Origin of the sequence: Streptomyces sp. B1I3 (assembly GCF_030816615.1) — a bacterium.
Classification (GTDB): Bacteria; Actinomycetota; Actinomycetes; order Streptomycetales; family Streptomycetaceae; genus Streptomyces.
Genome location: NZ_JAUSYD010000001.1, coordinates 4,919,735 through 4,936,412 on the forward strand (window position 1 = coordinate 4,919,735; position 16,678 = coordinate 4,936,412).

General features: G+C 72.7%; 13 protein-coding genes. 9 read left to right on the forward strand and 4 right to left on the reverse strand.

What is annotated here, in order from left to right; all coding sequences use genetic code 11:
- Window positions 1–2 precede the first annotated feature (2 nt).
- From QFZ58_RS22585 to QFZ58_RS22595, 3 genes are all read right to left on the reverse strand, one after another.
- Window positions 3–1,322 carry a coenzyme F420-0:L-glutamate ligase gene (locus QFZ58_RS22585; protein WP_307126721.1) on the reverse strand — a complete coding sequence of 440 codons (1,320 nt, stop codon included), beginning with the start codon at window positions 1,320–1,322 and terminating at the stop codon, window positions 3–5.
- The gene (gene cofD, locus QFZ58_RS22590; protein ID WP_307126722.1) at window positions 1,319–2,275 is read right to left on the reverse strand and encodes a 2-phospho-L-lactate transferase; all 957 of its coding nucleotides are present in this window, start codon (window positions 2,273–2,275) and stop codon (window positions 1,319–1,321) included. Before cofD ends, QFZ58_RS22585 begins: the two co-directional genes overlap by 4 nt.
- A 114-nt stretch (window positions 2,276–2,389) precedes the next feature.
- A complete protein-coding gene (locus QFZ58_RS22595; protein ID WP_307126723.1) occupies window positions 2,390–2,920 on the reverse strand; it encodes a cysteine dioxygenase family protein in 531 nt (176 codons plus the stop codon).
- Window positions 2,921–3,621: 701 nt separating this feature from the next.
- Between QFZ58_RS22595 and QFZ58_RS22600 the strand changes: the two genes are divergently transcribed.
- The 3 genes from QFZ58_RS22600 (at window position 3,622) to QFZ58_RS22610 (ending at window position 9,647) form a co-directional block, all read left to right on the forward strand.
- Complete coding sequence (locus QFZ58_RS22600; protein WP_031093859.1) at window positions 3,622–3,885, forward strand: WhiB family transcriptional regulator; 264 nt, start codon at window positions 3,622–3,624, stop codon at window positions 3,883–3,885.
- A gap of 273 nt (window positions 3,886–4,158) precedes the next feature.
- Window positions 4,159–8,103, forward strand: coding sequence for a glycosyltransferase family 2 protein (locus QFZ58_RS22605; RefSeq protein WP_307126724.1), 3,945 nt, complete (start codon window positions 4,159–4,161; stop codon window positions 8,101–8,103).
- Window positions 8,100–9,647: a DUF5719 family protein gene (locus QFZ58_RS22610; protein ID WP_307126725.1), complete on the forward strand. Its 1,548-nt coding sequence runs from the start codon at window positions 8,100–8,102 to the stop codon at window positions 9,645–9,647. The genes QFZ58_RS22605 and QFZ58_RS22610 overlap by 4 nt, the downstream gene beginning before the upstream one ends.
- A 173-nt stretch (window positions 9,648–9,820) precedes the next feature.
- Here the strand turns inward: QFZ58_RS22610 and QFZ58_RS22615 are convergent, their stop codons facing one another.
- Entirely contained in the window at window positions 9,821–10,249 is a 429-nt protein-coding gene (locus QFZ58_RS22615) for a metallopeptidase family protein (RefSeq protein ID WP_307126726.1), read from the reverse strand.
- A 271-nt stretch (window positions 10,250–10,520) separates the two neighbouring features.
- On the opposite strand from QFZ58_RS22615, the gene QFZ58_RS22620 reads away from it, so the two are divergent.
- From QFZ58_RS22620 to QFZ58_RS22645, 6 genes are all read left to right on the forward strand, one after another.
- Window positions 10,521–10,949, forward strand: coding sequence for a DUF3499 domain-containing protein (locus QFZ58_RS22620; protein WP_307128959.1), 429 nt, complete (start codon window positions 10,521–10,523; stop codon window positions 10,947–10,949).
- 186 nt (window positions 10,950–11,135) lie between these two features.
- A complete protein-coding gene (locus QFZ58_RS22625) occupies window positions 11,136–12,503 on the forward strand; it encodes a phosphomannomutase/phosphoglucomutase (RefSeq protein WP_307126727.1) in 1,368 nt (455 codons plus the stop codon).
- A gap of 260 nt (window positions 12,504–12,763) precedes the next feature.
- A complete protein-coding gene (locus QFZ58_RS22630; protein WP_307126728.1) occupies window positions 12,764–12,946 on the forward strand; it encodes a Trm112 family protein in 183 nt (60 codons plus the stop codon).
- Between the two features lie 63 nt (window positions 12,947–13,009).
- Window positions 13,010–14,146, forward strand: coding sequence for an SIS domain-containing protein (locus QFZ58_RS22635; RefSeq protein ID WP_307126729.1), 1,137 nt, complete (start codon window positions 13,010–13,012; stop codon window positions 14,144–14,146).
- Window positions 14,147–14,346: 200 nt separating this feature from the next.
- Entirely contained in the window at window positions 14,347–15,519 is a 1,173-nt protein-coding gene (gene manA, locus QFZ58_RS22640) for a mannose-6-phosphate isomerase, class I (RefSeq protein ID WP_307126730.1), read from the forward strand.
- An 87-nt stretch (window positions 15,520–15,606) separates the two neighbouring features.
- A complete protein-coding gene (locus QFZ58_RS22645) occupies window positions 15,607–16,623 on the forward strand; it encodes a cation diffusion facilitator family transporter (protein WP_307126731.1) in 1,017 nt (338 codons plus the stop codon).
- The last annotated feature ends 55 nt before the right edge of the window (window positions 16,624–16,678 follow it).

Here is a 16,678-nt window from a genome sequence, read left to right on the forward strand (position 1 = left end):
GCCTATCGCACGGTGATGAACGCCTCCGCGTCCCGGGCTCCCCGGGCCGGCGGAGCCGTCTTCGCGTGCCCCACGGCCACCGCGCCCAGCGGGTCCCAGCCGGCCGGCAGGTCGAGGACCTCGCGCACCACGTCCCGGCAGAACATCGTCGAGGACACCCAGGCCGAGCCCAGCCGCTCACCGGCCAGCGCCACCAGGAAGTTCTGCACGCCCGCGCCCGCCGCGACCACGAACATCTCACGCTCCGCAGCGTCCCGGCGCTCGTCCCCGTAGGTGTGCGAGCCGTCCGTCACGAGGCAGGGCACCGCCAGGTACGGCGCGTTGCGCAGGACGTCGCCGCGGCGTACCCGCTTGGCGATCGACTCCTCGCTCCGGCCGTCCCGGCGCAGGTCCGCGATCCACGCCTCCCGCATCGCGTCGAGCAACCGGGTCCGCGACCGCGCCGACTCCAGCAGGACGAACCGCCACGGCGTCGTGTGGTGCGGCGCAGGGGCCGTCACCGCCGCCGCGACCGCACGCCGTACGGCTCCCGGGTCCACCGGCTCGTCCGTGAACTCCCGCACCGTGCGGCGCAGCTGCAGTGCTTCGCGCACCGCCTCGGAGGTCCCCAGCCGGAACATGTCGTCGGCCGCCACCCGCACCATCGCCCTGGCCCCGTCCTCGGAGCCGGGCGGGGCCACCACATGGGCCAGTCCCCGCACGACCGCGACCGGCAGACCGGACGCCTTGCCCTTCACCAGGTCGCCGGCCGAGGCCAGCTCGTCGGCCGTGGCGACGACGGTGGCGCTCAGCGGATTGCCGTGCGCGTCCGTGCCGCCCCGCAGGTCGTCCAGGACCCGGACGCCCGCCGCGCCGATCGCCACATCGGTGAGCCCGTTGCGCCAGGGACGCCCGAAGGTGTCCGTGACGACGACCCCGACCTCGACGCCGAGCGTGTCCCGGAGCCCGTCCCGGATCGACCGGGCCGAGGCGTCGGGGTCCTCGGGGAGCAGCAGCACCGTCCCGGCCGGGGTGTTCGACGCGTCGACGCCGGCGGCGGCCATGACGAGGCCCTGCCGGTTCTCCACGATCCGCAGTGTCCCGCGCCGGGCCACCACCCGGACGGTCTCGGCGTCGATCGCCGCCTCCCGGTCGGCGGCCTCGACGATCCGGCCCTCCGCCTTGGAGACGATCTTCGAGGTGACCAGCAGGACGTCGCCGTCCACGAGGCCCGGCTCCGTCGCGGCGATGAGCTTCGCGAGGTCGTCCCCCGCCCGGACCTCGGGCATGCCGGGCAGCGCCCACACCCGGTAGGAGGGTGCTCGGGTGTCCGGGGTGCTCATGCCCGTACCTCTTCGGCCAGCGCCAGTGCCTGCCGTGCCATCTCGGCCGTCGTCTCCACGTCCGTCATCATCAGCGGGACGGCGCGGCAGCGGATCCCGGCCGCCTCCACCTCGCCGACGGCTCCGGCGTCCACGGTGTCGACCAGCCAGCCGTCCAGGAGCCCCGACCCGTAGTGCCGTGCGACGGCAGAGGCCGTCGACTCGACGCCCACGGCGGCCAGCACCTTGTCGGCCATGCCGCGCACGGGCGCGTCCCCGACGATGGGGGAGAGCCCGACGACCGGCACGCCCGCCTCGGCGATGGCCTCCCGGATACCGGGTACGGCGAGGATGGTCCCCACCGACACGACCGGGTTGGACGGCGGGAAGAGGATGACGTCCGCCTCGGCGAGGGCTTCCAGGACGCCCGGTGCGGGCTTGGCCTGCTCGGCTCCCACCGGGACGATCGCGTGCGCCGGGACGGAGGCGCGCAGCTTCACCCAGTACTCCTGGAAGTGGATGGCCTTGCGTTCGCCGTCCACGTCGACCGCCACGTGGGTCTCCACGCGGTCGTCGGACATCGGGACCAGCCTGACCCCCGGCTTCCAGCGCGCACAGAGCGCTTCGGTGACCGCGCTCAGGGGGTAACCGGCGCCGAGCATCTGCGTACGGACGATGTGGGTCGCGAAGTCGCGGTCTCCGAGCCCGAACCACTCGGGTCCGACGCCGTAGGCGGCCAGCTCCTGCTTGACCTGGAAGCTCTCGTCGGCGCGCCCCCAGCCCTGCTCCTCGTCGATGCCACCGCCGAGGGTGTACATCACGGTGTCCAGGTCGGGGCAGACCTTCAGCCCGAACAGATGGATGTCGTCACCGGTGTTGCCGATGACCGTGATGTCCGCGTCCGGCGCGGCCTGTTTGAGGCCGCGCAGGAAACGAGCACCACCGATACCGCCGGCCAGAACCACAATGCGCATACAGACAGTCTGTCAGGCGGAGCCTGGCGTGTGTGGGGTGGTGGTGGGTGACGGGTGGGGCTGTCAGGCGGAGCCTGGCGTGTGTGGGGTGGTGGTGGGTGACGGGTGGGGCCGTCAGGCGGTCACGGTCTCCTGGGCGCACTGTGCCGCGTGCATGGGCATGTCGGTGAGGCCCGGGTAGTAGATGTGGAGGCTGACGGCCGGTTCGAGGGAGTCGTTGACGACTTCGTGGACGTACCCCGGGGCGAAGACGCGCTGTGCGCCGGGGGCCAGAGCGCGTGTCCCGCGCTGCGTGTGCTCCGTCAGTTCGCCCTCCAGGACGGTCAGTACGCCGGAGGAGAGGCCGTGGTCGTGGAGTCCGCTGCCCTGACCGGGGACCCAGCTGAGCAGCCATACCTCGTAGCCGAGCGGGGTTTCCCCCGCAGGGGCCGTCCCGGGAGTCGGCGGTACCGCCTGCAGCCGGTGGTACCAGCGCGTGGTGGTGTCGTACCGGACGAGCGGGGCCCAGCGGTCACGGTCGGCCGCGATGGTGCGGGCGAGCCCGGCGAACCCGGCCACGGTGGAGGGGTGGGGGCGGGCCGGCTGGAGGAGGTGCTGGACCTCGAGGATGTCGCCGGCGATCTGGAGGTCGCTGTCGCTGTTCATGGGTGCGGGAATTCCTCGGCGTGGGGATGCACGTGCGGGGGGTGTCGCGCAGACGCGGTTCTCGGGCAGACACGCGGGTCTCGGGGAGACACGCGGCCCGAGGAGACCGGAAAGCGCTGGAAGGCGAGCTGGTCAGAGCTGGAGCGTCAGGGCTTCAACAGCTGTGACAGCTGGAACAGCAACAGCGGGCCTGGACAGCCGTACGGAACCCACGGACGTGGGTCGGGTACATCGCTGCGGTCGCTGGCATACGGGCAAGGAGACCGGTTCGGCGGATGTTCTGTCAACTCTATGCCCGGTTTGGCGGCAATCTTTCATCCCATCCGGTTGCCGAAGGAGGAGAAAGGTTTTGGCAGCCCCAGGAGAGGCAAGGTGGCGCAACAACCGTGCTCCCAAACGCGGCTGACGCCTGTGACCCGACTGTGATCTTGATCGCTTCGATGATCGAATCGAAACATCGAGGTGGCCGCGGTCGTCTCACCCGGTGAGAAGCGGTGGCCGGGGAGACCGGCGGCATATGTCAGGTTTTTGGTGATTTGAACACTTTCCGCATACGCTTGGTTCCGCAGAGTGAATACCGAGGCCAATAGCAGATCTTCGCTTGACTGGCCCAGAGCTACACACTTGTAATTTCACTCGTGTTGTTCGGCCTCACATAACGGCCGCATCACGGGGACGCAAGAGACAGACGAGGGGCGCACATGACCGAGCTGTTCCAGCAACTGCTGGTCGAGGACGCGGACGAAGAACTCGGCTGGCAGGAGCGCGCGCTGTGCGCCCAGACCGACCCCGAGTCCTTCTTCCCCGAGAAGGGCGGATCGACCCGCGAGGCCAAGAAGGTCTGTCTCGCGTGCGAGGTCCGCTCCGAGTGCCTCGAGTACGCCCTCAACAACGACGAACGGTTCGGCATCTGGGGCGGCCTCTCCGAGCGGGAGCGGCGGCGCCTGAAGAAGGCCGCCATCTGACGCGCCACGCGCCACGCGCCACGGACCCGGCAGCCCGGGCCGCTGATGGCCCGTGGCCCCGGACCCGTACGCGGTCCGGGGCCACGGGCCATCAGCGTGTCCGCACGCCCTCCCTGCCCGCCGGTCAACCGCTCGGAGCGGGGCGCACATCCGTACCGTTAGTGTGGGGCCCCGTCCGAGAGACGCGCCAACGCCCCGCCGGGGCGCGCGTGTACACCGATGCAGCCCCCGGGGGGACGCCCCTCCGGACCCGGCCGGAGGGCCCGTACCTCGATGTCCGTGCACAGCCACCCGGCGGCGCCGAACCCGGCCGCCGCCGCCCCAGAGTTCCCCCGGCACGTCGTCACCGCCGTGCTCGTCTCCCATGACGGCGCGCGCTGGCTGCCCGACGTGCTGGCCGGGCTGCTCGGGCAGGAACGCCCCGTACAGAACGTCGTCGCCGCCGACACGGGCAGCGCCGACGACTCCGCGCACCTGGTCACCCAGGCGCTCGGCGGCGAGCGCGTCCTGCACCTCGCACGCCGTACGAGCTTCGGCACCGCCGTCGACGAGGCGACCCGCACGGCCGGCGTCCTCACGCCCGACGACCTGCCGTACCTGAAGCGCCCCAGCGGCTGGGACCCGGCCACCCGGAGCTGGCGCGACGACGCGTACGACCTGCCGGAACTCCCGCACGGCGAACCCGTCCAGTGGCTCTGGCTGCTCCACGACGACAGCGCGCCCGAGCCGGACGCGCTCGCCGAGATGCTGCGCGTCGTCGACCACGACCAGCACGCCGCGATCGTCGGACCGAAGCTGCGCGGCTGGTACGACCGCAAGCAGCTCCTCGAAGTCGGCGTCTCCATCGCCAACAGCGGACGCCGCTGGACCGGACTCGACCGGCGTGAGCAGGACCAGGGGCAGCACGACCAGGTGCGTACCGTGCTCTCCGTCTCCTCCGCCGGGATGCTCGTACGCCGCGACGTCTGGGAGGAACTCGGCGGCTTCGACCGCAGGCTTCCGCTCATGCGTGACGACGTGGACCTGTGCTGGCGCGCCCACATGGCCGGCCACCGGGTGCTCGTCGCACCGGACGCGGTGCTGCGGCATGCCGAGGCCTCCGCCAGGGAACGCCGCCCCATCGACTGTGCCGGACGCTCCGTCTCCAGCCCGCACCGCGTCGACAAGGCCGGAGCCGTCTACACGATGCTCGTCAACGCCCGGGGCAGACAGCTCCCCTGGGCGCTGCTCCGCATCGTCCTCGGGACCCTGCTCCGCACCCTCGCCTACCTCGTCGGCAAGGTGCCCGGGCAGGCGCTGGACGAGGTCGCCGGACTCTTCGGCACCCTGCTGCGACCCGGGCGGATCCTCGCCGGACGCCGTGCGCGGGGCAAGGGAGGCGTGGACGCCGCCGAACTGCGGTCCCTCTTCCCGCCGCCCGGCGCCACCGTCCGCGCCACCGTCGAGCAGGTCGCGGGCAACTTCGGCACTCGCACCGACGCGGAATCCGGTGGTTCACGGCACGGAGCCGTCGAATCCGGCCCCGGCGGCGACGACGCCGACTTCCTGGAGATCGAACAGTTCGCACGGGTCAAGCGCATCGTCCGCAAGCCCGGCCCCGTCCTCTTCGCACTCCTCCTCCTGGTCTCGCTGGTCGCCTGCCGCGGCCTTCTCGGCGGCGGCGCCCTCGCGGGCGGCGCGCTGCTGCCCGCCCCGGCGGACGTCTCCGACCTCTGGGGGCGGTACGCGGACGGGTGGCACACGGTCGGCACCGGCGGCACACAGACCGCACCGCCCTACCTCGGCATGGTCGCCGCCCTGTCCGCCCTCTTCCTCGGCTCCACGGGCTTCGCCCTCACCGTGCTGCTGGTCTGCTCGGTACCTCTCGCGGGGCTCACCGCGTACTTCGCCTCCCGGCCGCTGCTCCAGTCCCGCCTCCTGCGGGCCTGGGCGAGCGTCGCGTACGCCTTCCTGCCCGCCGCGACGGGAGCACTGGCCACCGGCCGCATCGGGACCGCCGTCCTTGCGGTACTGCTGCCGCTGATCGCCCGCGCCGCCGTCGCCGCGTACGGGCTGCGCGACGGCAGCGCCACCACGCGTGGCAGTTGGCGTGCGACCTGGGCGTACACGCTGCTGCTCACCCTCGCGACGGCCTTCACTCCGGTGGTCTGGCCGCTCGCCGTGGTGCTCGGACTCGGGGTCCTGGTCCTGCGACGGGGTGACATCACCGCGTACGGGCTGCGCTTCCTGGCCACGGCGGGCACGCCGCTGCTGGTCCTCGCTCCCTGGTCGCTGTCGCTGCTGACCAGCCCGTCCGGCTTCCTGAAGGAGGCGGGTAAGGACCTGGGCACGGGCACGGCCACCGCCCTCGACCTGCTCGGCATCAGCCCCGGTGGGCCCAAGGCCGCGGGGGGCGTCCTGCTGCTGGGCATCGTCCTGGCGGCGCTGGCCGCGCTGCTGCGCGGTGAGCGGCAGTTCGCCATCCGTACCGCCTGGACCACCGCACTCGTCGGTCTGCTCTTCGCCGCAATCGCCAACGGTTCCACCTGGGCGGGGCCCGCCACCCTCGTCTACGGCAGCGCGCTGATCGCCGCCGCGCTCCTCGGCGCCGACGGCGCCCGGGTCCGGGTCGCCGAGCTCAGCTTCGGCTGGCGCCAGCCGGTCGCCGCACTGATCGCGCTGGCCGCCGGGGTCGCTCCCGTGCTGGCCGCGGCCGGCTGGATGATCGGTGGCGCCGCAGGGCCGCTGGAGCGCCGCGACCCGGTGCAGGTGCCCGCCTTCGTCGCGGAGGAGAGCACCACCCGGGACCAGCCGCGGACCCTGGTCCTGGGCGGTTCGTCACCGGCAGCCGTCTCGTACAGCCTCGTCCGCGGCTCGGGCGCCCGGCTCGGGGACGCCGAACTCACCGAGGCGGGCGGCGGCAACGCCCACCTCGACAAGGTCGTCGCCAATCTCGTCGCGGGCTCCGGCGCGGATCAGGGCAGCCAGCTCAGCGGCTTCGCGATCCGTTACGTCCTCGTACGGGACGGGGCGCCGCGGGAGATGAGCCGCGTGCTCGACGCGACGCCGGGTCTGAGCCGGCTCAGCCAGCTGGACGGCAGCGCCTTGTGGCGGGTCGACCGCCAGGTGTCCCGCGTCATGATCGTCCCGGCCGGTGCCGGCGCCGAGCCGGTCGCCGTCGGTTCGCTGCCCGTCGAGGCGCACTCCAAGATCCCGGCAGGCGACTCCGGCCGGGTGCTGCGGATCGCCGACGGGGCCGACCCCGGCTGGCAGGCCACGCTGAACGGCCGGGCCCTGAAGCCGAAGACGGTGGACGGCTGGGCCCAGGGCTTCGAACTCCCGGCCGACAGCGGCACGCTGGACCTCACCTACGACACTCCGCTCACACACACCGTCTGGATCTGGACCCAAGTGGTGCTCGGTGTCGTGCTGCTGGTCCTGGCCCTGCCGGGCCGTCGCCGCGAGATCGACGACGACCTGCCCGAGGAGACCGCGACCGTCGCGGCCGAGCCGGTCGCGGGGGAGGGGCGCCGGGCCCGCAGGCTGCGCGCCGCGGCACAGGCGGAGGCAGCCGTGGCCGGGGAGGACGGCGAGGCCGAGGAGAACGGTGCCTTCGGCGAGCCGGGTGCCTCCGGTGAGTCCCATGAGTTCCATGGGACCGGCGGGTCCGTTCAGGAGGCCGTCGGGCAGGAGACCCCGTACGGCCCGCAGAGTGGGACAGCCGTCCCGGACGCCGCCCGGCCGGCCCAGGAGGGCTACATCCCGGCGCAGCAGAACACCGATCCGTACGCCGCCGCCCCGGACGACCAGAACGGCACCGGTTCGTACGCGGCGGTCGGACAGCAGGGCTACGGTGACGGCGGGTGGGACGCGCAGCAGTACCAGGACGCCGACCACGGCCAGTACCAGGCCGGGCAGGACACGGGCCAGTACCACACCGGGCAGGACGCGGGCCGGTACCAGGCCGGGCAGGACGCGGGCCAGTACTACCAGGCCGATCCGTACCAGCAGGAGCCCTACCCCCAGGATCCGTACCAGCAGGACGCCTACCAGCAGCAGGGCGCCTACGACCCGTACGGCTACGCCCAGCAGCAGCACTACACCCCGGGGGCGGGCGGCGAGGCCGCTCCGTACGACGGGCAGGAGAACGACGCTGCCTACGACGGGCACGACGAGAACCCAGCCCCGGGCCAGGGCCCGTGGCCGACCGGCAACGCATCGCGAGGCGAGTCCGAGTGAAGTCCACCCCCCTGTCCCTCATCGCGGGCGTTGTCGCCCTCGCCGCCGTCACCGGTTTCGCCGCGCTCAACGCGCCCGGCGACACAGGCGCACCAGAGGCGAAGGCCGCGGCCCGGCTCCCCGTCGAGCGCTCCAGCCTGCTCTGCCCGGCGCCCAGCAGTTCCGAGCTGGCGGACACCACCTACACGTCCTTCACACCGGCTGGAGCCTCGGCGGGAGAGGGCGGCGGAGAGGCCGGAACGGCCGAGCTGACACCGTCCGTGCCCCTCCCGGTGGACGGCGAGGACGCTCCGGCCGGGGACGCGGACAAGGAGAAGGGCAAGGACGGGAAGACGAGCAAGGATGCTGCCAAGCCCGTCGTCGCCCTCAAGGGAAACGGCAAGCCGGCCACTGCCGAGACCTCCGCGTCGAACGCCCCCGCACTGATCGGTACCGCCACCGGCCGGCTGGCCCCGGGCTGGACCGCCCAGCAGACCACCATGACCTCCGCGGGCGACGGGCGTGGCCTCCTCGGCGTCACCTGCACCGCCCCGGACACGGATTTCTGGCTCCCGGGCGCCAGCACGGCGAAGAGCCGCCAGGACTACATCCACCTCACCAACCCGGACGACACGGCCGCGGTGGCGGACGTCGAGCTCTACGGCCCCGAGGGCGTCCTCGAGTCCGATGCCGCAGAGGGCATCACGGTTCCGGCCAGGTCGAGCGTCCCGTTGCTGGTCTCGACGCTCACCACCGAGGCCGTCGACGATGTGACCCTCCACGTGACCACCCGGACCGGCCGCGTCGGCGCGGTGGTCAGGGTCGCCGACGAGAAGGCGGGCAGTGACTGGCTGACCGCCTCCGACGACCCTTCGGGCACCCTGGTCCTGCCCGGCATCCCGGCCGACGCGACCTCCGTTCGCCTGGTGGCCTTCGCGCCGGGGGAGGACGACGCCGATGTGAAGGTGCAGCTCATGGGGAAGAGCGCGACGTTCTCCCCGGCCGGCAATGCGAGCCTGCACATCAAGTCAGGGATGACCACGAGCCTCGACCTCAAGAACGTCACACGGGGGGAGCCCGGCTCGCTCCGGCTGTCCCCCGAGGGCGGCAGCGTGACACCGATCGTCGCCGCGCTGCGCGTGGTGCGCGGGACCGGTGCCGAACAGGAGGTCGCGTACATCCCTGCGACCGAGCCCGTGGGCGCCCGGGCGAGCGTCGCCGACAACCGGGCGAAGGGCTCGGTGCTGTCACTGACCGCGCCGGGCGCCACGGCCAAGGTCAAGGTGACCGTGTCCGCGGGCAGCGAGGGCGGGGGCAGCGCCGTCAAGACGTACACGGTCGAGGGAGGGACGACCCTCGAGGTCACCCCCGAAGCTCCGCCGGGGCTCAAGGGTTCCTACGCGCTGACGGTGGAGCCGGAATCGGGCGGCCCTGTCCACGCGGCCCGCACGCTCACGGTCGAGGAGGACGGCATCAACATGTTCACCGTGCAGACGCTGCCGAACGACGGGGGCACGGTCGAGGTGCCCGCCGCCGAACAGGACCTCTCCGTCCTCGACGACTGAGGCGTTCCCGGACGACTGAGGTGTTCCCGGACGGCTGAGGTGTTCGCGGACGCCGGAGTCCTGTCCGGCGACGGAGGTTCGTGCGACGACTGCGGGCAGGACCGAGGGCTCCTGGGGGAGGAGGCCCGGCCCTGCCCGCAGCCCGGCGAACGGGCCATGCCGGTGCCCGGGGCTCAGTCCTGGCCGTAGCGTGGGTCGACCGACTCGGGCGAGAGGCCGAGCAGCTCAGCGACCTGCTCCACCACGACCTCGTGCACGAGCAGGGCGCGCTCGTCGCGGCCCTTGGTGCGGATCTCGAGGGGACGCCGGTAGATGACGATCTGGGCCGGCTGCCCCTTCGCTGCGGACACCGCGCGGCCCAGCGGCACGCTCTCCTCCAGCGACCCCGGCACGTCGAGGACCAGGAAGTCGACATCCGCCAGCTGGGGCCAGCGCCGTTCGAGCCGCTCCACCGAATCCTGGACCAGGTCGCGGAAGCTTTCCGCCCTGCTGACGGACAACGGCACCTGGGGCGGGGCGACCGGCCCGCGCATACCGCGGCCGTGACGGTCGCGGCGACGGGGCCGTGGCTCGGACGGGTGGGGAGGTACGGGACTGTCCATCACCGACGCAGCGTAACCCTCCTCCCGCCGGGCGGATCACGGGTGCTCCGCAGGTCGGCTCGATGTCCACACCTGAACATTTCGGCCAGGGATGAGTCCGGATCCGGCCCCTCATTCGATCGCCGAGCCTTCGCCGAATGACTCCTCAGGTACTCCCCGGCGACCGGGAGGCAAGCGGTCCCAGGCCGCGCGAACCGGCTGCCGCGCAGGTCAGGGCAGCCCGGAAGAATCGCTTCGGTCCGGGCCTCGCAGGGCGACACGAGGGTGCGACCTGAGCCAGAGTCGTCGCAGCCCGCTCAAGAGTGCGGTACCGTCCAACATCGTGAGCCCTGTACGTCGCTGTTCGCGAACCGCGTGCGGCCGTCCCGCCGTCGCGACACTGACGTACGTCTATGCCGACTCGACCGCGGTCCTCGGCCCGCTCGCCACCTATGCCGAGCCCCACTGCTACGACCTCTGTGCCGAGCACGGGGAGCGGCTCACCGCGCCGCGCGGCTGGGAAGTCGTCCGGCTCTCCGACCCCTCCGGGCCCACCCACCCCAGCGGTGACGACCTGGAAGCGCTTGCCAACGCCGTGAGGGAAGCGGCCAGGCCCCGTGAACGGGCGCCCGAAACGGGCGGCCGGGGGCCGCGTACCGCGGATCCGGTCGAGGTCGCGCGCCGCGGCCACCTCCGGGTGCTGCGCTCCCCGGACTCCTGACGGCCCGTCCGTCCTTCCCGCGCGCGTTCCTCCGTCCTTCCCGCGCCGCGTTCTCCGTGCTGCCCGCACCTGGCCCGACGCCCCGTCGTGGTGGCCGGGCGCGAGGGCCGGACGCTCCCCTGACGGGATGTGCGGGGCCGCCGGGTAGTTTGGGCGGTCCGTAAAGACCCCCCAGGAGGACCGGCCGTGGTTGCTGACCTGTCGCAGCTCGTGAAGGCGTACGACGTGCGCGGAGTGGTGCCCGACCAGTGGGACGAGTCGCTGGCCGAACTGTTCGGCGCCGCCTTCGTCCAGGTCACGGACGCGGACGCCATCGTCATCGGTCACGACATGCGGCCCTCCTCGCCCGGCCTGGCCCAGGCCTTCGCCCGCGGTGCGACGGCACGCGGGGCCGACGCCACCCTCATCGGGCTCTGCTCGACCGACCAGCTGTACTACGCCTCGGGGGCGCTGGACCTGCCGGGAGCGATGTTCACGGCCTCGCACAATCCGGCGCGGTACAACGGCATCAAGATGTGCCGCGCGGGAGCCGCGCCCGTCGGCCAGGACACCGGCCTGACCACGATCCGCTCCCTCGTCGAGGAGTGGTCGGAGCACGGCGCCCCCGCGACGACCACCACCACCCCGGGCACGATCACCGAGCGCGACACCCTCGCCGACTACGCCGCACATCTGCTGGGCCTCGTCGACCTCTCCGGGATCCGCCCGCTCAAGGTCGTCGTGGACGCGGGCAACGGCATGGGCGGCCACACCGTCCCGACCGTCTTCGCCGGCCTCCCCCTCGAACTCGTCCCGATGTACTTCGAACTGGACGGCACCTTCCCGAACCACGAGGCCAATCCGCTCGACCCCGGCAACATCGTCGACCTCCAGGCCCGCGTCCTCGCCGAGGGCGCCGACCTCGGCCTCGCCTTCGACGGTGACGCCGACCGCTGCTTCGTCGTCGACGAGCGCGGTGAGGGCGTCTCCCCGTCCGCGATCACCGCCCTGGTCGCCGCTCGGGAGCTCGCCCGCAACGGCGGCACGGGCACGGTCATCCACAACCTGATCACCTCCTGGTCGGTCCCCGAAGTCGTCCGCGAGCACGGCGGCAAGCCCGTCCGCACGCGCGTCGGCCACTCCTTCATCAAGGCGGAGATGGCCGAACACGGGGCGATCTTCGGCGGCGAGCACTCCGCCCACTACTACTTCCGCGACTTCTGGAACGCCGACACGGGCATGCTGGCCGCCCTCCACGTGCTGGCCGCGCTCGGTGGACAGGAGGGCCCCCTCTCCGGGCTCGTCGACCGCTACGACCGCTACGCGGGCTCCGGCGAGATCAACTCCACCGTCGCCGACCAGGCGGACCGGCTCGCGGCGATCAGGGCGGCGTACGGGAACCGCGACGACGTGTCCCTCGACGAACTCGACGGACTCACCGTGACGAGCACCGACTGGTGGTTCAACCTCCGCGCCTCGAACACGGAGCCGCTGCTGCGCCTGAACGTCGAGGCCCGTGACGGGAAGACGATGGCGGCGGTACGCGACGAGGTCCTGGCCCTGGTCCGCGCCTGAAACCTGGCGCCCGGACCGTAGCGATGTGGCGATGTATCCGGCCGTCCGGATCCTGACACCCCTGCCGTCCGGCTCGTGGCGATCGGTCCGGACGGACCCCGAGGGCCTCGGTGCCGCCGCTCCACCGGCGGATGCGCGGCCGGACCGGGCCCGCCGCGCCGCGTCCCTCCCGGCCCGGCGGTAGGCTGACGAGGCCCCGGCGCGCGGACCCCGATCGGTCCGCACCCGATCCGTACCGCATGCCCGAAGGGACCCACCCCATGCCGCTCGAAGCCGGCCTCCTGGACATCCTCGCCTGCCCGGCCTGCCACGCCGCGCTCGACGACCGGTCCGCAGCCGACGACCCCGAGCTGGTCTGCACCGGCACGGACTGCGGCTTGGCCTACCCCGTGCGGGACGGCATCCCGGTGCTGCTCGTCGACGAGGCCCGCCGCCCCGCCTAACGCCGGGACACGCGCACCCCGCGTCCCGTACCTGATCAGCACGGTGATCGGAGGCCCACCGCCATGCTCGACGAGTCGTTGCTCGACGCCCCGGAAGCTCTGGCCCGAGCCGACCGGCGCGGTCTGCTCCGCGGCGCGGCCGAGGCCGGCGCCCGGGTCCGCACCGCCGCCCGGCACGCCTCGGAAGCGGGCATCGAGGGCCTGGCTCCCGAAGGACGGCCGCGGGCCGTCCTCGTCGCGGGCCCCGGTACCGCCGCGCGTGGCGTCGCCGACCTGATCGGCGCACTCGCGGGCGCCGCCGCACCCGTCACCCAGATCCGTCCCACCGGGGTCGCCGCGGCAGCCGGGGCCCTGCGCTGGGCGCTGCCGGGGTGGGCGGGATCGGTGGACCTGCTGCTCATCGCCACGGCGGACGGTTCGGAGCCCGGCCTCGCCCTTCTCGCCGAGCAGGCGTACCGCCGCGGCTGCACGGTCGTGGCCGTCGCGCCCGTCCGGTCGCCGCTGCGCGAGGCCGTCGACGGAGTCCACGGCCTCGTCGTGCCGATGGCCGCAGCCCCGCACGGGGAGTACGACGCCGAGACCTCCGCCGCCGGCCCGGGGACTCTCTGGGCGCTGCTCACCCCGCTGCTGGCCCTGCTGGACCGGCTGGGCCTGGTCGACGCGCCCGCCGACGGTCTCCAGAAGGTCGCCGATCGCCTCGACCGCACGGCCGAACGCTGTGGCCCGGCCATCGCCACGTACGGCAACCCGGCCAAGACCCTGGCCGCGGAACTGGCCGACAGCCTGCCGCTCGTCTGGACGGAGGGCGAGACCGCAGGTCCGGTCGGACGCCGCTTCGCCGCCGTGCTGGCCGAGCTCGCCGGCCGCCCGGCCCTCGTGGCCGAGCTCCCCGAGGCGCTGCCCTCGCACGGGGCGCTGCTCGCCGGAGCGTTCGCGGCAGGGGCCGACCCGGACGACTTCTTCCGCGACCGGGTGGACGAACCCGAAGCGATGCGGGCGCGCGTCGTCCTGCTCCGTGACCGGCCCACCGGCGGTCTCACCGCGGCGCCCGCGGCACGGGAACTGGCTCTCGGCCACGAGACGGCGATCAGCGAGATCGAGCCCGAGGACGGCAGCGCACTCGAAGCCCTCGCCGAGCTCCTCGCGATCACCGACTTCGCCGCCGTCTATCTCTCCCTCGCCTCCGACAACCGGGTGTGACGGAGTACCTCCGGGGCCCGTCTCCGCTGCGTGCGGCGGCCTCACGCGCCCGCGCGTCCGAGCCGTCCCGCCCGTCCCTTGCTCCGCCGCCCGTCCTGCGCGGCCCGACCGCGTGAGACCCCACGCCCGTCTCGCGCGTCCCTGTAAGCCCCGTCTTGCGCATCCCCTGTAACCCACGCATCCGATGAGGACGAATTCCCATGGACCGGCTCTCCAACACCGTGCGCCCCTACGCCTGGGGCTCCACCACGGCCATCCCCGAGCTGCTCGGCACGGCCCCCACGGGCGAACCGCAGGCCGAGATGTGGATGGGAGCCCACCCGGGAGCCCCCTCGCGTCTCACCCGTCCCGCGGGTGACGGTGTGGAACAGGCCCTCGACGACGTCATCGCGGCCGACCCCGAACGCGAACTGGGCGCGGCAGCCGTGCGCGCCTTCGGCCCCCGCCTCCCCTTCCTGCTCAAGCTGCTCGCGGCGGGCGCCCCTCTCTCCCTGCAGGTCCACCCGGACCTCGCGCAGGCGCAGGAGGGGTACGAGGACGAGGAGCGCCGGGGCGTTCCGATCGACGCGCCGCAGCGCACGTACAAGGACGCCAACCACAAGCCCGAGCTGATCTGCGCCCTCACGCCCTTCGACGGACTCTGCGGCTTCCGCAGGCCGGCCGAGGCCGCGGAGCTGATGGAGGCACTCGGCGTCGACTCACTGAAGCCGTACGTCGACCTGCTCCGCGCCCGCCCCGAGGAGGCGGCCCTGCGTGAAGTCCTGACGGCGGTCCTCACGGCGGACCCCGCCGAGATGGCCGGCACGGTCGGCGAGGCGGCCGAGGCCGCCGGACGGCTCGGTGGTACCCACGCCCCGTACGCGCAGATCGCCCACCACTACCCCGGCGACCCGGGTGTCATCGCGGCCATGCTGCTCAACTACGTACAGCTGCAGCCCGGCGAGGCCATGTTCCTCGGGGCCGGTGTGCCCCACGCCTACCTGGGAGGCCTCGGAGTCGAGATCATGGCGAACTCCGACAACGTGCTGCGCTGTGGACTGACCCCCAAGCACGTCGACGTCGCTGAACTGCTGCGCATCGTCCGTTTCGAGCCCACCGAGCCGGGTGTGCTGCGACCGGAGGCGGCGCCCTCCGGAGAGGAGCTCTACGAGACGCCGGTCGACGAGTTCCGGCTCTCGCGCCACGTCCTCACCGCCGGCGGAGCACCCGTCGACCTGACGGCGGTCACTCCGCAGATCCTGCTCTGCACGGCGGGCGCCCCCCTGGTGGGCGAGTTGACTCTCGCGGCCGGTGAATCGGTGTTCGTCCCGGCGGAAGAAAAGGTCGAAGTGTCCGGTACGGGAACCTTGTTCCGGGCCACCGTGGTGGTCTGACGTACCGTCCGCACCAGCGGCTGCAACAATGTCGGGCCGTACCGCGGCGTCCGTGCCGCAGCATCGAGGAAGGGACACCAGGCACCCATGAGCGCGTCAGGCGGAACCAGGGCGATCGTGGCGGCACTCGCCGCCAATCTCGCGATCGCGGTGGCCAAATTCGTGGCGTTCCTGTTCAGCGGCTCGTCGTCGATGCTCGCGGAAAGCGTCCACTCACTGGCGGACTCGGGCAACCAGGGGCTCCTGCTGCTCGGCGGCAAGAAGGCCCAGCGCGAGGCGACGCCCCAGCACCCCTTCGGTTACGGGCGCGAGCGGTACATCTACGCCTTCCTCGTCTCCATCGTGCTGTTCTCGGTCGGCGGCATGTTCGCGGTCTACGAGGGGTACGAGAAGATCAAGCACCCGCACGAGATCGAGGCCTGGTACTGGCCGGTCGGTGTGCTGGTCTTCGCGATCATCGCGGAGGGTTTCTCCTTCCGTACGGCCATCGCCGAGTCCAACGTCACCCGCGGGACGCTGTCCTGGACGCAGTTCGTCCGCCGCGCCAAGGCCCCCGAGCTTCCCGTCGTCCTCCTCGAGGATCTCGGAGCGCTCATCGGCCTGATCCTGGCCCTCGGCGGCGTGGGCCTGGCGCTGGGCACCGGAAACGGCGTGTGGGACGGCATCGGCACCCTGTGCATCGGCATCCTGCTGATCGTGATCGCGATCGTTCTCGCCGCGGAGACGAAGTCGCTGCTGCTCGGTGAGGCGGCCGGCATCGAGGACGTGGAGAAGATCAGGACCGCTGTGGTCGACGGGGACACCGTCACCCGCATCATCCACATGCGTACGCTCCACCTCGGCCCTGAAGAACTGCTCGTGGCGGCCAAGATCGCGGTGCGGGCCGAGGAGTCCGCCGCCGAGGTGGCCGAGGCGATCAACGCAGCGGAGACGCGCATCCGGACGGCTGTCCCGATCGCCCGGGTCATCTACCTCGAGCCCGACATCTACGACGAGGCGGCCGCTGCCGCGGGCGCCGACCCGGACAAGGCCCCCGGCGGGCCGGTCCCGGCCGACCCGAGCGGGCCGTCCTCTCCCTCCGCACCGACCGGATCCGGCCACTGACACGTTGGAGATCGGCCCCGGACGGCCCTGCGCCGGCCCCGGATGCCCGGACGGG